This is a genomic window from Bradyrhizobium sp. UBA2491 (genome assembly GCF_002341725.1).
GTDB lineage: Bacteria > Pseudomonadota > Alphaproteobacteria > Rhizobiales > Xanthobacteraceae > Bradyrhizobium.
The window spans coordinates 103,859-123,240 of record NZ_DDOP01000023.1 but is presented as its reverse complement, the minus strand read 5'-3'; the positions used below and the strand labels follow the sequence as shown (position 1 = coordinate 123,240).

19 protein-coding genes are annotated in these 19,382 nt (G+C 65.0%); 16 read left to right on the top strand and 3 right to left on the bottom strand.

The window, feature by feature from the left end:
* Positions 1–71 precede the first annotated feature (71 nt).
* Genes B2W55_RS07325 through B2W55_RS07305 form a run of 5 tightly spaced genes read left to right on the top strand, consistent with a single transcriptional unit; the run spans position 72 to position 4,585 of the window.
* Entirely contained in the window at positions 72–929 is an 858-nt protein-coding gene (locus B2W55_RS07325) for a branched-chain amino acid ABC transporter permease (RefSeq protein WP_024584126.1), read from the top strand.
* A complete protein-coding gene (locus tag B2W55_RS07320; protein WP_024584125.1) occupies positions 926–1,957 on the top strand; it encodes a branched-chain amino acid ABC transporter permease in 1,032 nt (343 codons plus the stop codon). Before B2W55_RS07325 ends, B2W55_RS07320 begins: the two co-directional genes overlap by 4 nt.
* Position 1,958: 1 nt before the next feature.
* Positions 1,959–2,657, top strand: a complete 699-nt coding sequence (locus tag B2W55_RS07315; RefSeq protein WP_024584124.1) for an ABC transporter ATP-binding protein — start codon at positions 1,959–1,961, stop codon at positions 2,655–2,657.
* Positions 2,654–3,349 carry an ABC transporter ATP-binding protein gene (locus B2W55_RS07310; RefSeq protein WP_024584123.1) on the top strand — a complete coding sequence of 232 codons (696 nt, stop codon included), beginning with the start codon at positions 2,654–2,656 and terminating at the stop codon, positions 3,347–3,349. The genes B2W55_RS07315 and B2W55_RS07310 overlap by 4 nt, the downstream gene beginning before the upstream one ends.
* 18 nt (positions 3,350–3,367) lie before the next feature.
* The gene (locus B2W55_RS07305; RefSeq protein WP_081725980.1) at positions 3,368–4,585 is read left to right on the top strand and encodes an ABC transporter substrate-binding protein; all 1,218 of its coding nucleotides are present in this window, start codon (positions 3,368–3,370) and stop codon (positions 4,583–4,585) included.
* A 30-nt stretch (positions 4,586–4,615) separates the two neighbouring features.
* Here B2W55_RS07305 and B2W55_RS07300 read toward each other — a convergent pair whose 3' ends face one another.
* Positions 4,616–5,635 carry a zinc-binding dehydrogenase gene (locus tag B2W55_RS07300; protein ID WP_024584121.1) on the bottom strand — a complete coding sequence of 340 codons (1,020 nt, stop codon included), beginning with the start codon at positions 5,633–5,635 and terminating at the stop codon, positions 4,616–4,618.
* Positions 5,636–5,821: 186 nt separating this feature from the next.
* Between B2W55_RS07300 and B2W55_RS07295 the strand changes: the two genes are divergently transcribed.
* Genes B2W55_RS07295 through B2W55_RS07265 form a run of 7 tightly spaced genes read left to right on the top strand, consistent with a single transcriptional unit; the run spans position 5,822 to position 13,232 of the window.
* Positions 5,822–7,477, top strand: coding sequence for an AMP-binding protein (locus B2W55_RS07295; protein WP_024584120.1), 1,656 nt, complete (start codon positions 5,822–5,824; stop codon positions 7,475–7,477).
* Positions 7,474–8,235, top strand: coding sequence for an SDR family NAD(P)-dependent oxidoreductase (locus B2W55_RS07290; protein WP_024584119.1), 762 nt, complete (start codon positions 7,474–7,476; stop codon positions 8,233–8,235). Before B2W55_RS07295 ends, B2W55_RS07290 begins: the two co-directional genes overlap by 4 nt.
* 10 nt (positions 8,236–8,245) lie before the next feature.
* Entirely contained in the window at positions 8,246–9,031 is a 786-nt protein-coding gene (locus tag B2W55_RS07285; protein WP_024584118.1) for an SDR family NAD(P)-dependent oxidoreductase, read from the top strand.
* A 42-nt stretch (positions 9,032–9,073) separates the two neighbouring features.
* Positions 9,074–10,318: an acyl-CoA dehydrogenase family protein gene (locus B2W55_RS07280; RefSeq protein WP_024584117.1), complete on the top strand. Its 1,245-nt coding sequence runs from the start codon at positions 9,074–9,076 to the stop codon at positions 10,316–10,318.
* Positions 10,319–10,323: 5 nt separating this feature from the next.
* Complete coding sequence (locus B2W55_RS07275; protein ID WP_024584116.1) at positions 10,324–11,364, top strand: phosphotransferase family protein; 1,041 nt, start codon at positions 10,324–10,326, stop codon at positions 11,362–11,364.
* 17 nt (positions 11,365–11,381) lie between these two features.
* Positions 11,382–12,047 (top strand): nitroreductase, encoded by a 666-nt coding sequence (locus B2W55_RS07270; protein ID WP_035636882.1) that lies wholly within the window; start codon positions 11,382–11,384, stop codon positions 12,045–12,047.
* Between the two features lie 33 nt (positions 12,048–12,080).
* A complete protein-coding gene (locus B2W55_RS07265) occupies positions 12,081–13,232 on the top strand; it encodes a CaiB/BaiF CoA transferase family protein (RefSeq protein WP_029879931.1) in 1,152 nt (383 codons plus the stop codon).
* Positions 13,233–13,315: 83 nt separating this feature from the next.
* On the opposite strand, the gene B2W55_RS07260 is transcribed toward B2W55_RS07265, so the two are convergent.
* Positions 13,316–14,050, bottom strand: a complete 735-nt coding sequence (locus B2W55_RS07260; RefSeq protein WP_024584113.1) for an SDR family NAD(P)-dependent oxidoreductase — start codon at positions 14,048–14,050, stop codon at positions 13,316–13,318.
* 15 nt (positions 14,051–14,065) lie between these two features.
* Positions 14,066–15,100, bottom strand: a complete 1,035-nt coding sequence (locus B2W55_RS07255) for a LacI family DNA-binding transcriptional regulator (protein WP_024584112.1) — start codon at positions 15,098–15,100, stop codon at positions 14,066–14,068.
* 184 nt (positions 15,101–15,284) lie between these two features.
* Here B2W55_RS07255 and B2W55_RS07250 point away from each other — a divergent pair, with 184 nt between their 5' ends.
* The 4 genes from B2W55_RS07250 (at position 15,285) to B2W55_RS07235 (ending at position 19,381) form a co-directional block, all read left to right on the top strand.
* Entirely contained in the window at positions 15,285–16,586 is a 1,302-nt protein-coding gene (locus B2W55_RS07250; protein WP_024584111.1) for an ABC transporter substrate-binding protein, read from the top strand.
* Between the two features lie 63 nt (positions 16,587–16,649).
* Positions 16,650–17,537, top strand: coding sequence for a carbohydrate ABC transporter permease (locus tag B2W55_RS07245; protein ID WP_024584110.1), 888 nt, complete (start codon positions 16,650–16,652; stop codon positions 17,535–17,537).
* 4 nt (positions 17,538–17,541) lie between these two features.
* A complete protein-coding gene (locus tag B2W55_RS07240; RefSeq protein ID WP_024584109.1) occupies positions 17,542–18,369 on the top strand; it encodes a carbohydrate ABC transporter permease in 828 nt (275 codons plus the stop codon).
* A 7-nt stretch (positions 18,370–18,376) separates the two neighbouring features.
* On the top strand, positions 18,377–19,381 hold the full coding sequence (locus tag B2W55_RS07235) for a zinc-dependent alcohol dehydrogenase family protein (RefSeq protein WP_024584108.1): 1,005 nt from the start codon (positions 18,377–18,379) through the stop codon (positions 19,379–19,381).
* The last annotated feature ends 1 nt before the right edge of the window (position 19,382 follow it).

The window sequence follows — 19,382 nt, the reverse complement described above, 5'->3', positions numbered from 1 at the left end:
GCGCGCAGGCTGGCGGCGCATCGGACAGGCATGTGCCGTCCGGCGATGCTTCGTGACAAGGAAGCGCGGTCGTGATCGCGCTGTTGATCGCGAATTCGCTGGCGCTGGCCTCGCTGCTGATCATGCTGTCGAGCGGACTTGCCCTGATCTACGGCCTGCGCGACGTGATCAATTTCGGCCATGGCGCGATCTACATGCTCGGCGCCTATCTCGGCTACACGATCGCCCTCGTTGGCGGGTTCTGGCTGGCGCTGCTGCTCGTTCCGATCCTGCTGGCGCTGCTCGGGATCGCATTCGAGTATCTGGCGTTGCGGCCGCTGCAGCGCCGCTCGCACATCGAGGTGGCGCTGGTCACGCTCGGCCTCGGCATCATCGTTGGCCAGATCATCATCTACGTCTATGGCGGGGAGGCGCGCAGCGTCGAAGCGCCGAACATCCTGTCCGGCTCGGTCACGGTCCTGAACTTATCCTACCCGGTCTATCGGCTCTTCCTGATCGTGATGGGGCTCGGCTCCTGTGCGCTGCTTGCACTGTGGCTACGGTTTACGCCGTCAGGACTGTACGTGCGTGCGGTCAGCCAGGATCCATCAGTCGCGCGCATGATGGGGATCAATGCCGATCGCCTGAGCCTGCTGGTGACCAGCCTCAACACCGCGTTTGCCGGTATCGCCGGCGTGCTGGCCGGGCCGTATCTGTCGGTCGATCCCGGCATGGACGTCGTCATGATCGTGAACTGCCTGATCATCGTGGTGATCGGCGGCACCGGCAGCATCGGCGGCGCTATCGTTGCGGCCTTGCTGTTCGGATTCGTCCAGGTGGCGGGATCGGTATTCCTGCCCAACCTTGCATCGCTCGTGCCTTACATCCTGCTCATGGCGGTGTTGTTGATCGCGCCCGGCGGGATCGGGCGCGGGAGGGTGCTGGGTTGAGCAACGGCACGATGACCGACGACCTGCACGAAGCTGCGACCACGCTTGGCGGCCCGCTGCCGCGACGATCGCTCGCCATCCTTGGCGGCCTGATCGGGCTCGGCGTGGGCGCCGTCGTGCCGACCTATCTCGCCAGCGATTTCGTTCTGCGTTTGGGCGGCGAGGGTCTGCTGCTGGGGTTACTCGCGCTCAGCGTCGCTTTCCTGATGAACCAGGCCGGGCTGGTGGCGCTCGGCGCGGCCAGCGTCTATGGCGGCGCCGGATATCTGTTCGCGATCGGCATGAGCGACGGGGGGCTAACACCGACCATCGCGTTGTGCATCGCATTCCTGATCCTGGTCGTCTACGCCACCATGCTCGGGGCACTGATCGTGCGGACCAAGCCTCTTGCCTTCATGATGCTGACGCTCGCCGCCGGCGAGATGATCAGCCACGCCGTGTTGCTCGAGGGATTGCGCGACTACACCGGCGGAGCGGACGGGCTGGTCGTACGGATTAACGGATCCGTGCTCGGCATTGAGGCTGCGCGTTTTGCCGATCCCGCTCAATTCTGGTCACTCGCCTGGATCGTGACCGTGCTGATCGGACTGGCGTTCTGGGGGATCGCACGGTCCCGTCTCGGGTCCGTGCTGCGTGCCATTCGGGAGAACGACGAGCGCATGCGGTTCTCGGGCTTCAACACATTCCTCCCACGGCTGACCGGATATGTGCTGGTCAACGTCGTGGCCGCCATTGCGGGTTTCCTCCACGTGCTCAATGCCGGTTTCGTCTCGCCCGAGAGTCTTGGCCTGTCGGTGAGCACGAACACGCTGGTAGCCGCGCTGATCGGCGGCATCGCCAGTTCGCTCGGGCCAATCCTCGGCGGATTGATCTTCTCCTTTGCGCAGGACGAGTTCGGGGCGCGCGGGCTCACGCAACTGCTGACCGGGATTGCGATCGTGCTCTTCATCGTCGTGTTCCCGCGCGGCGTCGTCGGCGGATTGTCCGGCCTGTCGAAACGGCTCGGCCGGCGGCGGGAGGCGTCCTGACATGCTCGCGATCGAGAAACTGTCGGTGAGCTATGGTTCGGTGCGGGCCTTGACCGACGTCGATCTCGCGGTGCGCGGCGATGGTGTGCTGCACGGGATCATCGGCCCGAACGGCGCCGGCAAGTCCACGCTGCTCGACGCGATCTGCGGCCGGCGGCGACCGACATCGGGCCGCGTTCGGTATCGTGGCGAGGATATCACGCATCGGTCGATCAGCTGGCGCCGCCGGCAGGGCATGGCACGGTCGTTCCAGCGCACCAGCATCTTCCAGGACCTGACCGTGCGTGACCAGCTCGAACTCGTCGCGCAGCATCTCGGCGACGACCAGCTCGATGACGTCATCGAGGTCATGGATCTCGGCGGCTTTCTCGATCAGAAGGCCGGACGCATCGCCTACGGCGTGCAGCGCCGGGTCGATGTCGCCTTGGCCCTGATTGGCCGTCCGCGGCTTCTGTTGATGGATGAGCCGGGCGCCGGTCTCTCCGCCGTGGAAACGCTACGCCTGTTCGAGCATGTGCGCGACCTCGTTCGCGAACGCAGGATTGCGGCCGTGGTGGTCGAGCACGATGTCGATGCGGTGTTCGCCTGCTGCGGCACGGTCACCGTGCTCGATCTCGGACGGCACCTCGCGACGGGGACGCCGGAGTCGATCCGCGCCGACCATCGCGTCATCGCCGCGTATCTGGGAACTGCGGCATGAGCGCGCTGCGGATCCAGGCGCTGTTTGCCGGCTATGGCGCGTCGACCGTGCTGCGCGGCATCGACTTGACGGTCGAGGAGGGCGAGTCGGTGGCCCTGGTCGGCCGCAACGGGGCCGGCAAGTCGACGCTACTGCTCTCCGTGTTTCGCGAGACCAATATCCGGTCCGGCGAGATCTGGGTTCGTGATCGTCGGATCGACGGCCTGCCGGGTTACACCGCCGCGAAGCTCGGCGTCTCGATCGCGCCGCAGGGACGACGCATCCTGCCGAACCTCACCGTCAAGGAGAACTTGCTGCTGGGCCGGTCGACCGGTCGGGCCGGGCACTGGACCTTGAAGACCATCTACCAGCTGTTTCCGGTGCTCGAGGAGCGGGCCGATCGGCTCGGCACCATGCTGAGCGGCGGCCAGCAGCAGATGTTGGCGATCGGGCGGGCCTTGATGGCCAACCCGAGCCTCATCCTGCTCGACGAGCCCTCGGAAGGTCTTTCACCGGTTCTGATCGACGGTCTTGTCGACACCCTCAACACCATCCGCGGCGCCGGCACCGGCGTGCTCGTGGTCGAGCAGCACCTTAGCCTCGTCAAGCGCGCCACCGATCGCTTCGTCATCCTGGCAAAGGGCGAGGTCGTCGGGACAGGCGCGATCGCCGCCATCGGCGCACCGGAAAATCAGGCGCTCATGGCGCTCTAAAAACGAAGGAGGGGAGCAATGAGGACATCATCGGTGGGGTCGGTTTTCGGAATCCTGCGTGCGGCCACGATCGGCGCCGCGATCGCGCTGGCCGTCGGCAGCGCGGCGCTGGCTGAGGACACGGTCAAGATCGGCGTGCTGCTGATCGACAGCGGACCGCTCGCCGGCCTGAAAGACACCCAGGTCAAGGCGGTCAACCTCGCGATCGAGCAGATCAACGCCGCCGGCGGCGCGGCCGGCAAGAAGCTCGAAGCGACCTTCATCTCCTACCCCGGCACGCCCGATACCGCGGTGGACGGTGCCACCCGCGCGGTCCAGAAGGATGGCGCGATGTTCATCACCGGCATGGACACGTCGGCGGTGACGCCGGCCCTCCAGGCCAAGCTTCCGACGTTGAAGGCCATCATGCTGGAAGTGATGGCGAATGCCGACGGACTGACCGGCAAGAACTGCACGCCGAACTATTTCCGGGTCAATGCCAACGACTCCATGATCATGGGCACGTTCAGGGAGTTCCTGAAGGACCAGGGCATCAAGAAATGGGACATCATCGCGGTCGACTATGCCGCCGGGCGCGATTCCGCCGACAAGTTCAAGGCGCTGGTGACGTCGCAGGGCGGAACGATCGGAAAGACCCTGTTTTCAACCAATGGCACACCGGATTTCGGCGCCAAGATTTCCGAGCTCGGGGCTGATCCCGCCGAGGGCCTGTTCGTCACGATCTTTGGCAGCGACGCCATCAATCTCGCCAAGCAGCAGCACCAATTCGGCCTGTTCAAGAAATACAAGATGGTGCTGGGCAACTCCTTCGTGATCCCGCAAACCTTGCCGGCGCAAGGCGAGACGGTGCTCGGCGTCTACCAGAACATCGGCTTCGTGGCTGGCTTCCCTGGCGCGCAGGCCGAAGCCTTCGTGAAGGCGTACAAAGAGAAATACAATGGCGAGCTGCCGCCTTACACCAGTGCGGACCAGTATGCCGCGATCCAGCTGATCGCAGCCGGGCTCCAGAAGGCGAATTCGACCGACATCAATACGGTGCGCGCGGCGCTGTCCGGCCTCAAGACCGAAACGGTGCTGGGCGATGTCGAGATCCGCGCGGGCGATCATCAGACGGCGCGGCGGATGGCGATCAGCCAGATCGTGATGGGCCCGGAGGGCAAGCCGACCTATCAGATCAAGAAGATCGAGCCGGGAGCGGACATCATTGCGCCCGTCGATCCAGCCTGCAAGATGTGACGTCGGGCTCGTTTCGCCCGTGGCGCCTCGCTACGCCACGAGCGACACCTTTCCGAACTGCGCTCCCGAAGCGAGACGCGCCAGCGCCGAAGGGGCGTCCGACATCTTGAATGAGCAATCGATCACCGGCTTGACCAGGCCGCGATTGAATACGTCGAGCAATTGACGGAATTCACCGATGCTGCCGCCGGTCGAGCCATAGATTTCAAGCTGGCGGATGAACACCCGTTGCAGATCGGCCGGTGGATTGGAGCCGGTGGTGGCGCCACAGGTGACGAGACGGCCGCCGCGTCGCAGGGAACGCAGCGATTGTCCCCAACTCGCTTCGCCGACGCTGTCGATCACCATGTCGACCCCGCCGCCGCTCATCTGCTGGATGGCGGCCGAAACCCCGTCGCGCTGATAATTGACCCCGCCGTCCGCTCCCAATGCTGCGGCTCTGGCGAGCTTCTCGTCGCTGGAGGAGGTGACGAAGACGCGGGCGCCGACCAGCTTGGCAAGTTGCAGGCAGGCGACCGCGACGCCGCCGCCGATGCCGACGATCATGACGCTTTCGCCGGGTTGCAGCGCGCGTTTGCCGAACAGCATGCGCCAGGCGGTGAGATGGCCGGTCATCAGTGCACCCGCGGCCACGAGATCGGCGTCGTCGGGGAGGGGAAAGAAGCAACGGCTGGGCATCGCGATGTAGTCGGCGAAGCCGCCATGGCGATGCTCACCCATGATCCTGACGTTCTCGCAGAGCGGCTGGTCGCCAGCCAGGCAATAGCGGCACTTGCCGCAAAAGGCTTCGGAGAACAGCACGGCCTTCATGCCCGGCCTCAAGCCGCTGCCCGGAGCCGCCTCGACGACCTCGCCGGCGGCCTCGACCCCCATTACCTGCGGCAGAACGTGGGTGATGCCGCTGCCATTGTCGCGCATGTAGAGATCGACACGATTGACCGACGCGGCTGCGACTTTCAGCACGGACTCGCCGGTCGCCGGCACGGGATCGGGGAAATCCCGCCAGACCACGCCGTCCGCGCCGCGCCGTTCCAGGACTGCCGCCTTCATGCCTGCCTCCCTTGTGATTCCGCTGTGAGCCAAACTAATGCACTAGCTCACGAAGCAACAATCGGCGTGTTCCAACTGATACTCGAACTATCATCCAAATAGCTGTTGCAGTCCATTTCAAATATAATACACTAGCGCACGAAAATGCCGTCAAGTGCATCGATCAATCGTCATGGAGGCAGCGTCATGAGCGAGCGTCGTTTCGATCCCGTGGCGCATGCGCGCGCGATGCGCGCGAGCGGTTTCTGGGTCGACAAGAGTTTTGACGAGTTCCTGCAGCAGACGATCGCTGCTGCACCCGACAAGCTCGCGCTGATGGCGGACCGCGCCGATCGCAACGCGCCCAAGCGGTTGAGCTACGCGGAACTCGGCGATCTGATTTCGCGCGCGGCCGCCTCACTCCGTCGTCTCGGTGTCGGTGCAGGCGATGTCGTGTCGGTTCAGCTGCCGAACTGGTGGGAGTTCGCGGTGATTGCCCTGGCGGCGTTCCGGGTCGGCGCGGTCGTCAATCCCTTGATGCCGATCTTCCGCGAGCATGAGCTCAACTACATGCTCGGCTTCGCCGAGACCAAGCTCCTGGTCGTGCCAAAGCTGTTCCGTGGCTTCGATCACGAGGCGATGGCGCGCGCGTTGAAACCGGGCCTGCCGAAGCTCGCGCAGGTCATCGTGGTGGACGGCGAGGGGCCCGGCAGCTTCGAACAGGCGTTGCTGTCCGGCAGCGAACGCCTCGGCCCGCCACCGCTGGGCGAGATCGGCGCGATGCCGGCCGACCGGATGGCGGTGCTGATGTTCACGTCGGGAACCACGGGCTCTCCGAAGGGCGTGATGCATTGCCTCAACACGCTGATGGGCTGCTGCATCGGGCTCGGCGGACGGTTCGGCCTCAATGCCACCGATACCATGCTGGTCTGCTCGCCGCTCGGCCACATGACCGGCTTTGCCGCCGGCATGCTGCTCGGCCTGAAGATCGGCGCCACGGTGATCTTCCAGGACATCTGGGAGCCGAAACGCGGCGTCTCGATCATGGCCAAGGAGGGCGTGACCTATTCTGCCGGCGCCGCGACGTTCCTGGCTGATATGTGCGAGGCGGTGGCGGCGGGCGCGGCGAAGCCGGCCGAACTGCGCAAATTCCTCTGCGCCGGTGCGCCGATTCCGCCGGCGCTGATCGATCGCGCCTATCGCGAGCTCGACCTCAAGGTCTGCTCGCTCTGGGGCATGACCGAGTCGCTCGCCAGCACGCTGACTGAACCGGAGCGCGCGCTGGAAAAATCGTCCAAAACCGACGGCCGTCCGGTTGAAGGCGTCGCGGTCAAGGTGTTGCGCATGGACGGTTCGCCGGCCGCAGTCGGCGAGCGCGGGCTGCTCAAGGTCCGCGGCGCGCAGATGTTCCTCGGCTACTACAAGCGGGAGGACATGGAGCCATTCGATGCCGAAGGTTGGTTCGATACCGGCGACATGGCCTATATGGACGACGAGGGCTACATCCGGATCGACGGCCGCATCAAGGACATCATCATTCGCGGCGGGGAAAACGTCCCGGTCTTCGACATCGAAAACCTGATGTTCAAGCTGCCTGCCGTGCTCTCGGTCGCCATCGTCGGCTATCCGGACGCGCGGCTGGGGGAGCGCGCTTGCGCATTCGTGGTGCTGCGGCCGGGCGCGACGCTCGATCTCGCCACCGTGCAGGCGCACATGGCCGAGCACAAGGTCGCCAAGCAGTATTGGCCGGAACGCATCGAGATCGTCGACGACCTGCCGAAGACGCCGGCTGGCAAGGTGCAGAAGTATCAGCTCCGCGAAATCGCCAAGGCGTTCGCTGAACCCGCCAAGGCCAGCGCATGAACGCGCGCCTCAAGGATCGCGTTTGCGTCGTCACCGGCGCCGCGCGCGGGATCGGTTTCGCTATCGCCGAGCGGTTCGGCCGGGAGGGCGGGCGACTTGCCTGTGTCGATATCAGCGCGCGCCGCCTGGAGCCCGCGGTCGGCCGGCTCAATGACATGGGCTTCGATGCGAGAGGATACGAGGTCGATATCGGGCGGCGCGAGGACGTTCACACGCTGTTTGCGCGCGTCGAGCGCGAGTTCAATGCGCCGGTCGCCGTGCTGGTCAACAATGCGGTGTTCGCACGCTTCGAACCCCTGGCGGACATCGCGGTCGATACGCTGGAGCGGATGTTTGCCGTCGGCGTGCATGGTCTGATCTGGAGTACGCAGGCCGTGGTGCCGCAGATGGTACGGCGTGGCGGCGGCTCGATCGTCAATCTGAGTTCGGTATCGGCGTTCCATCCAGCCAAGGATTCCATCGCCTATTCTGCGCTGAAGGCCGGCGTGGTCGGGCTCTCGCGTGCCTCGGCGACCGAACTGGCTGCGAGCAAGATCCGCGTCAACGTGATTGCGCCTGGCATGATCGGAACGCCGGCATCGATCGCGCAGTTCGACGAGGCGACGATCGCAACCCGTCAGGGCGAGATGCCCGCCGGGCGCTTCGGCGCGCCCGAGGAGATCGCGGCGCTTGCGGCGTTCCTTGCGAGCGATGACGCCAGCTACATCCAGGGCGCGGTCATCACCGCCGACGGCGGTTGGACCGTTCCGGCAAAATAGGAGAAAGCGCATGAAGCGGCTCGAGGGCAGGCGCGCGGTGGTCACCGGCGGTGGCAGTGGAATCGGTCGCGCCAGCGCCATCCGCTTCGCGCGCGAAGGTGCGTCGGTCCTGGTGGTCGGTCGCGCCGGCAATGCCGAAGAGGTCGCTGCTGCGATCCGGGCCGAGGGCGGGGTCGCGTCCGCCATGATCACGGATGCCGCGGTCGAGGTGAATGTGGCCGCGATCGTGGCGCGTTGCGTCGACGAATTCGGCGGGCTCGAGGTCTTCTTCGCCAATATCGGCGTCACCGGGACCAATACGCCGCTGCTCGAGCAGACCGTCGACGAATGGTCCGAGGTCTATCGCATCAATACGATCAGTTGCTTCCTCGCCATCAAATATGCCGGCCGCCACATGACGGCGCAGGGCCGTGGCTCGATCATCCTGACATCATCCGCCGCTTCGCTCCGCGCCAATGCCGGCGCGATCTCCTACAGCGCGAGCAAGGCCGCCGTGAACAATCTGGCGCAGACGGCCGCCAACGCCTTTGCCGGTACCGGCGTCCGCGTCAACGCGGTGCTGCCCGGATTGGTCGAGACGCAACTGACGCGCAAGGTGTTCGAGGACGCGCGGGCGCGCGGCATCGAAGCCAAGCTCGGGCATGTCACGCCGCTGAAGCGTCCGGGACGTTCCGAGGAAATCGCCGCGGCCGCGGCCTTCCTGGCGAGCGATGATTCGTCCTACGTGGACGGCCAACTGCTGTCGGTCGATGGTGGCGTCAGCAGCACCCATCCTTTTGGCCGGATCGCGCTCTAGCAGGCCGGGCAGCTCAACAAGAACAGAAACAGGAGAGGCGCCGTGGATTTCGAACTCCCGAAGGAGATCACCGACAAGCTCGCCGAGCTCGATGCCTTCATCGAGGCCGAGATCAAGCCGCTCGAACGCGACAATATCAGGTTCTTCGACCACCGTCGCGAGAACGCGCGCACCGATTGGGACAATGACGGCCGCCCCCGCGATGACTGGCGGGCATTGATCGGCGAAATGGAGCGCCGCGCCGACAAGGCCGGGCATCTTCGCTACGGGCTGCCGAAATCGTGCGGCGGTCAGGGCGCGTCGAACCTCGCGATCGCCGCGATCCGCGAGCATCTCGCGGCCAAGGGGCTCGGCCTGCACAATGATCTCCAGGACGAGTCCTCCATCGTCGGCAATTTCCCGATCATCCCGGCACTGGCCGATTATGGGACCGAGGAGCAGAAGACCTACATCGAGGGGATCATCACGGGGAAAAAGCATCTCTCGTTCGGCCTGACCGAGCCGGGACATGGCAGCGACGCGACCTGGCTCGAGACCACGGGCGTGCGCGACGGCAATCATTGGGTCATCAACGGCCGCAAGCGCTGGAACAGCCAGGTGGCGCGGGCACACGCCAACCTGGTGTTCGCGCGCACCTCGGGCAAGCCGGGTGAGGCCAAGGGCATCACCGCGTTCATCGTGCCGACCGATACCAGCGGCCACAACGTGCTGTACAACCACTGGACCTTCAACATGCCGAGCGATCACGCGGAGACGGAGCTCGTCAATGTACGGGTGCCCGACAGCGCGATCCTGCACCGGGAAGGCGAGGGTCTCGTCGTCGCGCAACGCTTTGTCCACGAGAACCGCATCCGCCAGGCGGCGGCCAGCGCCGGCGCGGCGCGCTACTGCATCCAGGAGGCCGTCAACTACGCCAGGTCGCGCGTCGCCTTCGGCGAACCGCTGGCCAAGAAGCAGGCGGTGCAGTTTCCCCTGGTCGAGCTCTGGGCCGAGTATCAGATGCTCCGCAATTTCATCTTCCGCACCGCATGGCAGATGGATCGCCAGAACCCGCTCACGATCAGCGACATGGTGTCGATCTGTAATTTCCGCGCCAACCGCTTGTGCTGCGAGGCCGCCGACCGCGCCATGCAGGTGCATGGCGGCATGGGCTACAGCCGCGCCATGCCGTTCGAACACATCTACCGCCATCATCGCCGCTACCGCATCACGGAGGGGACCGAAGAGGTGCAGATGCGCCGGGTCGCGCAATATCTGTTCGGCTTCAGCGGCAAGAGCGCGAGCTAGTCGCGATGAGCGTGCAGGCGCGTGATGGCGGCCCCGACTTCGACCTTCACCGGCTCGATGATTATCTGCGGCAGTGGCTCGGCGGAAGCGGCACGACGGTCGTCGCGCGCACCAGCGGCGGGATGTCGAACCCGACCTATTTTGTGACGCGTGGCGACTGGCGCGCCGTGCTGCGCAAGCAGCCGAACAACATCCTGATGCCGTCGGCGCACGCCATCGACCGCGAATATCGGGTGCTGGTGGCGCTTCAGGACAGCGTCGTTCCCACGCCGAGACCTTATCGTTATTGCGAGGATCCGGAGATCCTCGGCACGCCGTTCTATCTGATGGAATGGCTGGAGGGGCGGGTGGTCTACGACTACGGCTTGCCCGGCCTTGCGCGCGAGGAGCGTGCCGCCTGCTATCGTTCGATGTGCGCAACCCTCGCAGGCATCCACCGGCTCGACTACAAGGCGGTGGGGCTCGGCGACTTCGGCCGGCCGGGAAACTATTTCGCCCGTCAGCTCAATCGCTGGTCCAGGCTCTGGGCTGAGTACCGCCGCGGCGATGACGACAACCCGGTGCTGGACCGAATGGTGCGTTGGCTGGCCGAGCGCGTGCCGACCAGCGAGACCCTGGCGCTTTGCCATGGCGATTTCCGGATGGCGAATGTGATCTTCCATCCAACCGAACCGCGCGTGATCGGGGTGCTCGATTGGGAATTGTCGACGCTCGGGCATCCGCTTGTCGACCTTGCCTTCAACAGCCAGGCCTGGCGCATGGCACCGGACGAGAACGGAGGCCTGCTTGGCTGCGCGCTTGCGGATATGGGCATTCCCACTGAAGCGGAATATCTCGATCGCTATTACGAGCTCACCTGTGCCAGCGAGCGCCTGACCGCGTTTCACCAGGTCTTCGCGATGTTTCGCGGGGCGGTCGGAAGCGCCGGCGTGGCGGCCCGAGGCGATCTCGGCAACAGCGTCCTGCCGGATGCCGCGAATGTGGGGCGGCGTCTCGCCCACGCCTATGCGACGCGCGGCATGGCGCTGATCGCGAACGATCCCTGAGCATGGCGGAGCAGCCGATGATGAATGTCGATGAGGCGATCCGCCGTCGGCGCTCGGTGCGCGGCTTTCTTGCGCGCGAAGTGCCCGAGGCGGATTTGCAGGAGGTCTTTGCGATCGCCCAATACGCACCCTCCAACTGCAACGTGCAGCCCTGGACGCCCCATGTGGTGTCGGGGACGAAGCTCATGCGCCTTCGTGAAGCCCTGGTCGCGGCGGGAATGCGCGACGAGCCGATCAAGCCGGACTGGCCGGCCGACGGCAAGTATTCCGGCATTTATCGCGAACGCCAGGTCGGCGCGGCGCAGGCGCTGTATGGTGCGATGGGCGTGGCGCGGAGCGACAAGGCGGGACGCAAGCTGGCCTACGTTCGCAATCATGCATTCTTCGATGCGCCGCATGCCGTCTTCATTTTCATGCCGGAGCCGTTCGATACGCGCGAGGCCACCGATATCGGCATGTATGCGCAGACCCTGATGCTGGCATTGACGGCGCGGGGCATCGGCTCCTGCGCGCAGGGTGCACTCGGCCTGTTTCCGGATATCGTCCGCGAACAGCTCGACATTCCCGGCAGCTACAAACTGCTGTTTGGCATCTCGTTCGGCTATGAGGACGACGGCGTCAGCGCCAACGCGGCGCGCGTCGAGCGAGCCCGGATCGATGACGTCGTGCGCTTTCACCGCTGATAGCGACGGCGAGTTTGACGAAAGGAGTTCGCCTTGACGGGACCTTTGCAAGGCTTTCGCGTCGTGGAGATGGGCGGCATCGGACCCGCACCGTTCGCCGGCGCGCTGCTCGGCGACCTCGGCGCCGATGTTGTGCGGATCGATCGAATAGCGAAACCGGGCGTCGAACCCGACCTGCCGGCCCGGTTCGACTTCTATAATCGCAACAAGCGCTCGGTGGCGCTCGATCTGAAGCGGCCGCAAGCAATCGCCACGGCATTGAGACTCATCGCCGAGGCGGATGCCTTGATCGAGGGGTTTCGTCCAACGGTGATGGAGCGGCTCGGGCTCGGGCCCGACGTGTGCCATGCCACGAACCCGCGGTTGACCTATGCGCGCATGACGGGGTGGGGGCAGGAGGGGCCGCTGGCGCAGGAGGCGGGGCACGATATCAACTATCTCGCGCTCACCGGCGCGCTGCATTGCCTCGGCGATGCCGATCGGCCTCCGCCGCCCCCGCTCAATCTCGTGGCCGATCTCGGCGGCGGCGCCCTCTATCTGGTGGTCGGGGTCTTGTCGGCGGCCATGGAAGCGCGACGATCGGGACGGGGGCAAACTGTCGACGTTGCCATGATCGACGGCGTCACCCACCTGATGTCGGCATTTCAAGCCTTCCGGCAGCAGGGCAGTTGGACCGGACGGCGGACCGATAACATCGTCGATGGCGGTGCACCGTTCTACCGCACCTATCAGACCAAGGACGAGAGGTTTGTCGCGGTCGGGGCGATCGAGCCGCATTTCTACGCCAACCTGCTGACCGTCATGGGACTTGGCATCGAGGGACTGCCTGCCCAGAACGATCGTTCGGCATGGCCGCAGATGCGGCAACGGTTCGCCGCGATATTTGCTGAACGAACGCGCGATGAATGGGTGGCCGCCGCGATGGGCTGCGATGCCTGCCTGGCGCCGGTGCTGTCGATCGACGAGGCGCCGTCCCATCCGCAGATGACGGCGCGAAGCGCGTATGCCGTGTTTGACGGCTTACGGCACCCACAGCCGGCTCCACGCTTCTCGCGTACACATTCCGAACTCAGCCGGACGCCGCCGATGCCGGGGCGCGACAGCCGAGCAGCGCTTGTCGATTGGGGCATTGCGCCAGATGAGATCGATCGGCTTTTGGCAGCCGGAGCGTTAGCGGAGGCGTAGATCCCCACATAAGATCGACGCAAAGTGCGAAATTCTCCAGCTTTTTCTTGGAGCGGCGCGAATATCTGAGCGCGCTTCGGCGCTCATCCGGCCAGGAAACCGCCGTCCACCGCAACGACCGTTCCGGTCGCATACCGGGATGCCGGCATGCAGAGAAATGCCACGGCGCCGGCGATGTCCTCCGGCTGTCCCCATCGTTTGAAAGCCGTGCGGTCGGCGATGCGCAGGTAATGCGCGCGGTCGGTTCGGCCCGCCGCGTTGATCGCGGTTTCGATGTAGCCGGGCGCCACCGCGTTGACGCGAATGCCTTGCTCGGCCCAGGCGAGCGCCAGCGCCTTGGTCAGCATCACGACGCCACCTTTGCTCGCGCAATAGGCGGGAATGCGCGGCAGCGCCAGCGTCGCGTTCATCGAGGCGATGTTGACGATCGAACCTTTGCTCTCGGCCAGCAGGGACCGAAACGCCATGCAGGTCCGGAAGCTACCGGTCAGGTTGACGTCGAGCACCTTGATGAAGGTCTCGATCTCGAACTCCTTGTCGCGGACGAGAATGCCGGCGCAGTTGACCAGTGCGTCGACGCGCCGGTGTTGCCGGGCGAATGACATGACGGCGGCGTCGTTCGTCACGTCGAGCGTCGCGAGCGCGAGGCCGGCACGCGGCTCGAGCAGCGTACGAGCGAGGTCGGCTTCATTGGCGCCCGTTGCGGTCACCGTCGCCCCGAGATCGCAGAACTGGTTGCTGATGGCCGCGCCGATGTCACCGGCGCCGCCGATCACGACGGCGTGGAAGCCGGGGGCGAGAGTGAAATTGGAACTCATCGGCAGGATCTCATTTCAGGGCTTGGAGGGCGCGGCCGTCGATTCCCGGACCACGAGCGAAAAGTCGATTTCGCGATGCATGATCGCCTGTTCGCCGGCGAGGCTGCGGACCAAATATTCACCGGCGCGCTGCCAGGTTTCCCCGGTCGGAACGTGGATCGTGGTCAGGCTCGGCCGCAAATGGCGGCTCCAGTCGAGGTCGTCGAAACCGACCACGGAGAGATCGCGCGGCACCGAAAATCCGCTGCGCTCCGCCTCGAGTAACACGCCATAGGCAATGACGTCGTTGCCGCACACCACCGCGGTCGGGCGGTCCTCCAGATTGAGGAGGTGGCGCGCCGCTTCGCGTGCGTCGTCCAGCGTATAGGGCACTTCGACATGCCATCGTGCAGGCAATTCGAGATGATTCTCGGCCAGCGCTCGTCGGAAGCCGGCGACGCGCGCGCTGGCGCGGTCGTTGTTGCGCTGAAGCGCCGAGACGATCCCGATGCGGCGGTGGCCGAGCTCGATGACATGGGTGGCCGCACGGTGGGCCGCGGCTTCGTTGTTGGTTCCGACGCAAGGGTAGGGCCGGTCCGGCTGGTAGATGCCGACATTGATGAATGGCACCGCGTTGTCAGCGAGCAGCTTGCGCAATCCGTCGTGATGGCAATCGCCGCGCAGCACGAGGCCGTCGACGCCGCGGCTGATCAGGTTGCGCGCCTGCTGCAATTCGACATCCAGATCGTATCCGCTGGTGGTGAGGAACAGCATGTATCCGACCGACGAAAGATATTGTTGGAGCGAGGCGATGCCGCGCGCGAACATCGTGTTGTCGATGGTCGGCACGATCGCGCCGAGGGTGCGGGAACGGCGTGACGACAGGATGCGCGCCGGCGCATGCGGGATGTAGCCCAGCGCCTCGATGGCCTGCTCGATGCGCGCCCGCAGGGAGGGGCTGACAGCATCGGGATTGTTGAGGGCGCGCGAGACCGAGGCCGTCGATACGCCGGCGCGGGCCGCGACGGCGCGGATCCCCTGCTTGGCAGATGTGGCGTTTGTCAGTCTCATAAATGTAACGTTACATCTTGCTTTGTCGCCGACTGGTAGCGGCAGCGGTACAAATCTGCCGCAGATTGCGACGGTTGTCCATTGCTTGACACGGCCGACGTGAAGCTTAGGATGTAACCGTTTTCAAGAATGAGCGTAAAAAAGGGCCCGCCAACCAAAGGCGGCCAGCCGGGAGGAGAGTTCGATGAAGGCCAGGATGTTCGCGACGCACGTCGCGTTGCCGGTTCTTGTGGCGGCCTCGGTCAGTGCGCAGGCGCATGCGGCTGATTTCGACTGGATGAAGTTCAAGGGCAAGACCGTCACCTTTCTCGCCAATAACAATCCCGTCTCGCAAGCGCTGCTGACCTACAAGGCCGATTTCGAGAAGCTGACCGGCATGACGCTGAAGGTCGATGGTTATCAGGAACAGCAGATGCGTCAGCGGCTGGTCACGGTCATGAACGCCAACAGCGACGAGGTCGACGTGTTCATGACGCTGCCCTCGCGCGAGGGCGAGCAGTTCTCTGCCGCAGGCTGGTATGCCGATCTCAGCGCAATGGCCAGGAACGAGGTCGCCAAGGAATACGATCCGGCCGGGCTCAGCCAGGCGCTGCTGAAGGCTGCCACCTTCGGCGGCAAGCTGACCAGCATGCCGATGAACATCGAAGGGCCGATCTTCTATTACCGCACCGACATCTTCAAGAAGTGCGGCATCGAGGCGCCGAACACCATCAAGGACGTCGAGGCGGCCGCCGCGAAGATCAAGACCTGCGACAGCGCGGTGACGCCGTTCGTCTCGCGCGGTCTGAAACCCGCGGTCGCCTATACGTTCAGCAATATGCTGCACAATGTCGGCGGCAGCTACATCGCCAATGGCAAGTCGAACCTGTGCTCCGCCAAGGGCAGGGAGGCACTCGACACCTACAGCCGCTTGCTGCGCGACTTCGGCCCGCCCGGTGTCGTCAACTACAGCTTCCAGCAGATTTCCGCGCTGTATCGCAGCGGTCGCGCCGCGATGGCGTTCGAATCCTCCAACGAACTGCGCACGGTGATGGACGGCGGCGCGCGCCTCAAGGATACCGGCCTGCTTCCGTTCCCGGCCGGCGAGGCAGGGCAGGTGCCGACGACGATCGGCTGGGGCATGGCCGTGTCCTCGCACAGCAAGCAGCCGGATGCGGCCTGGTATTTCGTGCAATGGGCGACCAGCCCCGAAGTGCAGAAGAAGATGGCGCTCCAGGGCATTGCCCCGCCGCGCCCGTCGGTCGCCAAGGATCCTGAATACCGCAAATGGATCGACGAAGAGCCGGTTCGCAAGGAGTGGCAGGCTGCGCTCGACGTGCTGGCCACCAAGGGCTCCTCCGAGGTCGGCTATCCGATCGTCGCCAATCCCGAGTCGCGCGAGTTCATCGGCCAGGCGGTGCAGGACCTGATCCTGAAGCAGAAGCCGGTCGAGCAGGCTTGTGCGGACGCGGACAAGGCGCTCGATGCGCTGATCGCCCAGAAGTAATCGCCCGGTGCCGCCTGGCTTCGCGCTGGCCGGCACCTCATCCTGAGCCAAGGAAGCGGACGCATGTCGGACACGGCAGCGACATTCACGCAGGACCGGCAGAGACTGGAGATGGCGGCGCTGTCGGCGCCGGCCGTGATCTTCACGGTCGCGATGATCGCATTTCCCGTCGTCTATACGCTCTGGCTCGGATTCCAGACGTTCTCCTCAACGGGAAAGCAATCCTTCGCGGGGGTGGCGAACTATGCGAAGCTGGTGTCCGACCAGGAGTTCTGGCACGGGCTGTGGGTCACGATCGCGCTCTTCGTGCTCTCGCTGCTGTTGCAGCTCGTCTTCGGTGTCTGGCTCGCGCTCGTGCTGTTTCATGCCAAGCGATTGCCGGGAATCGTGCGCTCGCTGTTCATCTCGCCCTTCATGATGCCGCCGGTGGTGGCAGGCATGATGTGGCTCGTGATCCTCGATCCCTCGCTGGGCGCGGCCAACTACATTCTCCAGTCGGTCGGCCTGCCGCCGTCGGACTGGCTGGCTTCGCCGACATGGGTGATCCCGACCGTGGCGCTGATCGACAGCTGGCAGTGGACGCCCTATGTCGCCCTGATCGTGCTGGGCGGCCTGCAATCGCTGCCGCCGAGCGTCTACGAAGCCGCGCAGATCGACGGCGCATCTCCGTTCAAGACCTTCCAGCGCATCACGCTGCCGCTGCTGCTGCCGACCATCGTCACCGCGGCGATCCTGCGCAGCGTCGATCTCCTGCGCTTCTTCGACATCATCTACATCACGACCCAGGGCGGCCCGGGCAACGCCTCGAACACGCTCAACATCTACGGCTTCCGGGTCGGTTTCGAATTCTTCAACATCGGCTATGCCAGCGCGCTGATGCTGACGCTGACTGCGATCGTGTTCGGCGCCGTGCTCGCCTTCAACCGCCTGCGCGGCGCAGTGGCATGGTGATGTCATGACGGACGCGGCCAACACCGATCGCTGGATCCGCTGGCTCAACACGGTGCAGCTCGTGCTCGCCGGCGTGCTGATCATGGCGCCGACGGTCTGGATGGTGCTGTCGTCGTTCAAGCCGTCCTTCGAGGTCACGGCCTATCCGCCGACGCTGATCTTCGCGCCGACGCTCGAGAATTATGTCGAGCTGACCAGGACCACGCCTTTCCTGAGCTACGCGCTCAACAGCCTGATCGTCACGGTCGGCTCGACCGCGCTCGGATTGCTGTTTGGAATCCCTGCGGCGTTTGCTGTCTCCTGGACCCGGATTTCCTGGCCGGCGATCCTGACGCTGGCGGCGCGGATGGCGCCTGGCACGCTGTTCCTGCTGCCGTGGTACGTCATGTTCCGGCAGATCGGCATGATCGGCTCCTACACCGCGCTGATCCTCAGCCATGCGGTGATCACTCTGCCGATCGTGATCTGGGTCTTGCTGCCGTCGTTCGACGGCATCCCGCGCAGCGTGTTCGAGGCCGCCCAGGTCGATGGATGCAGCGTCACGCGCATCCTCTGGCGCATCGCGCTGCCGCTGGTGGCGTCGGGCGTCGCGGTTTCGGCGATCCTCGCCTTCGTCTTCTCGTGGAATTACTTCCTGTTTGCGCTGGTGCTCTCCAATGGCGACACCAAAACGCTGATCGCGGCGGCCTTCAACTTCATCGGCGAAGGCTCGACGCAATGGGGCGCCCTGATGGCCGCGGCGACGCTGATCGCATTGCCGCCGCTGGTGCTGGCTGCTCTGGTTCAGCGCTGGCTGGTGTCCGGTCTGACGCTCGGCGCCGTGAAAGGCTAGGTATCCGATGACTCCATCATCCCGTCCGAACTCGATCATGCAGGCCGCGGTGTTCCACGGCAATGACCGCATCACCATCGAGCGCGTGGCGATGCCCGAGGTCGGGGCGGGCGAAGTGCTGGTGCGCGTCTCGCGCACCGCGCTGTGCGGTTCGGACTTCAAGCTGTGGCACAAGGGCGCCGAGTTCACCGCCGGCCACGAGATCTTCGGCGTCGTCGAGCAACCCGGCCATCGCCTGCATGGCCGGCGTTGCGCCGTCTACATACCGTTGCACTGTGGCCATTGCGCCGCCTGCAAGCGCGGCGACACCCAGATGTGCCTCGAGGTGTCCAGCCTGATCGGCTGGAACCGGCCGGGCGGCTATGCCGAATACGTGCCGGTGCCGGAAAATTGCCTGCTGCCGGTGCCCGACGATATCGAGGACAGTCTTGCGCCGCTGTTGCTCGACACCATCGGGACGTCGGGTCACGCGGTGCGCTTCGTCAGTCGCGTGGTGCCGCCCGGCGACGCCGGCCCGGTTCTCGTGATGGGTGCGGGGCCGGTCGGCCTCGGCGTCGTGCTGGCGCTCCGCGCGCTCGGCTATGACGATGTCTATGTGGCGGATCCCAACGCGGCGCGGTTACAGATCGCGCAATCCTTCGGCGCCAGGGCGCATCCGGTTGGCGATACGTCGAAGCGCTTCGCCCTCATCATGGAATGCTCCGGTGCGCATGCGGCGCGCAACCTCGGCATCGAGCTGGTGCTGCCGCGCGGCGCGCTGGTGCTCGTCGGCGAAAACGCCGCACCCTGGACCATCGAGGAAGGCAAGGTGTTCCGTCGCAAGGATTTCTACATGATCCGCACCTTCTACTTCCCGGTCTCGGATTTCGAGCCGAGTGTCGAGCTGCTGCGCAGGTACAAGAACGAATATCGCGTTCTGGTCGACGGCGAATTCGGCCTGTCGGCTCTGCCCGAGAATTTCGCGCGCTTCGCCAGGGGCGAGCTTATCAAGCCGGTACTGGCGCTGGACTGAG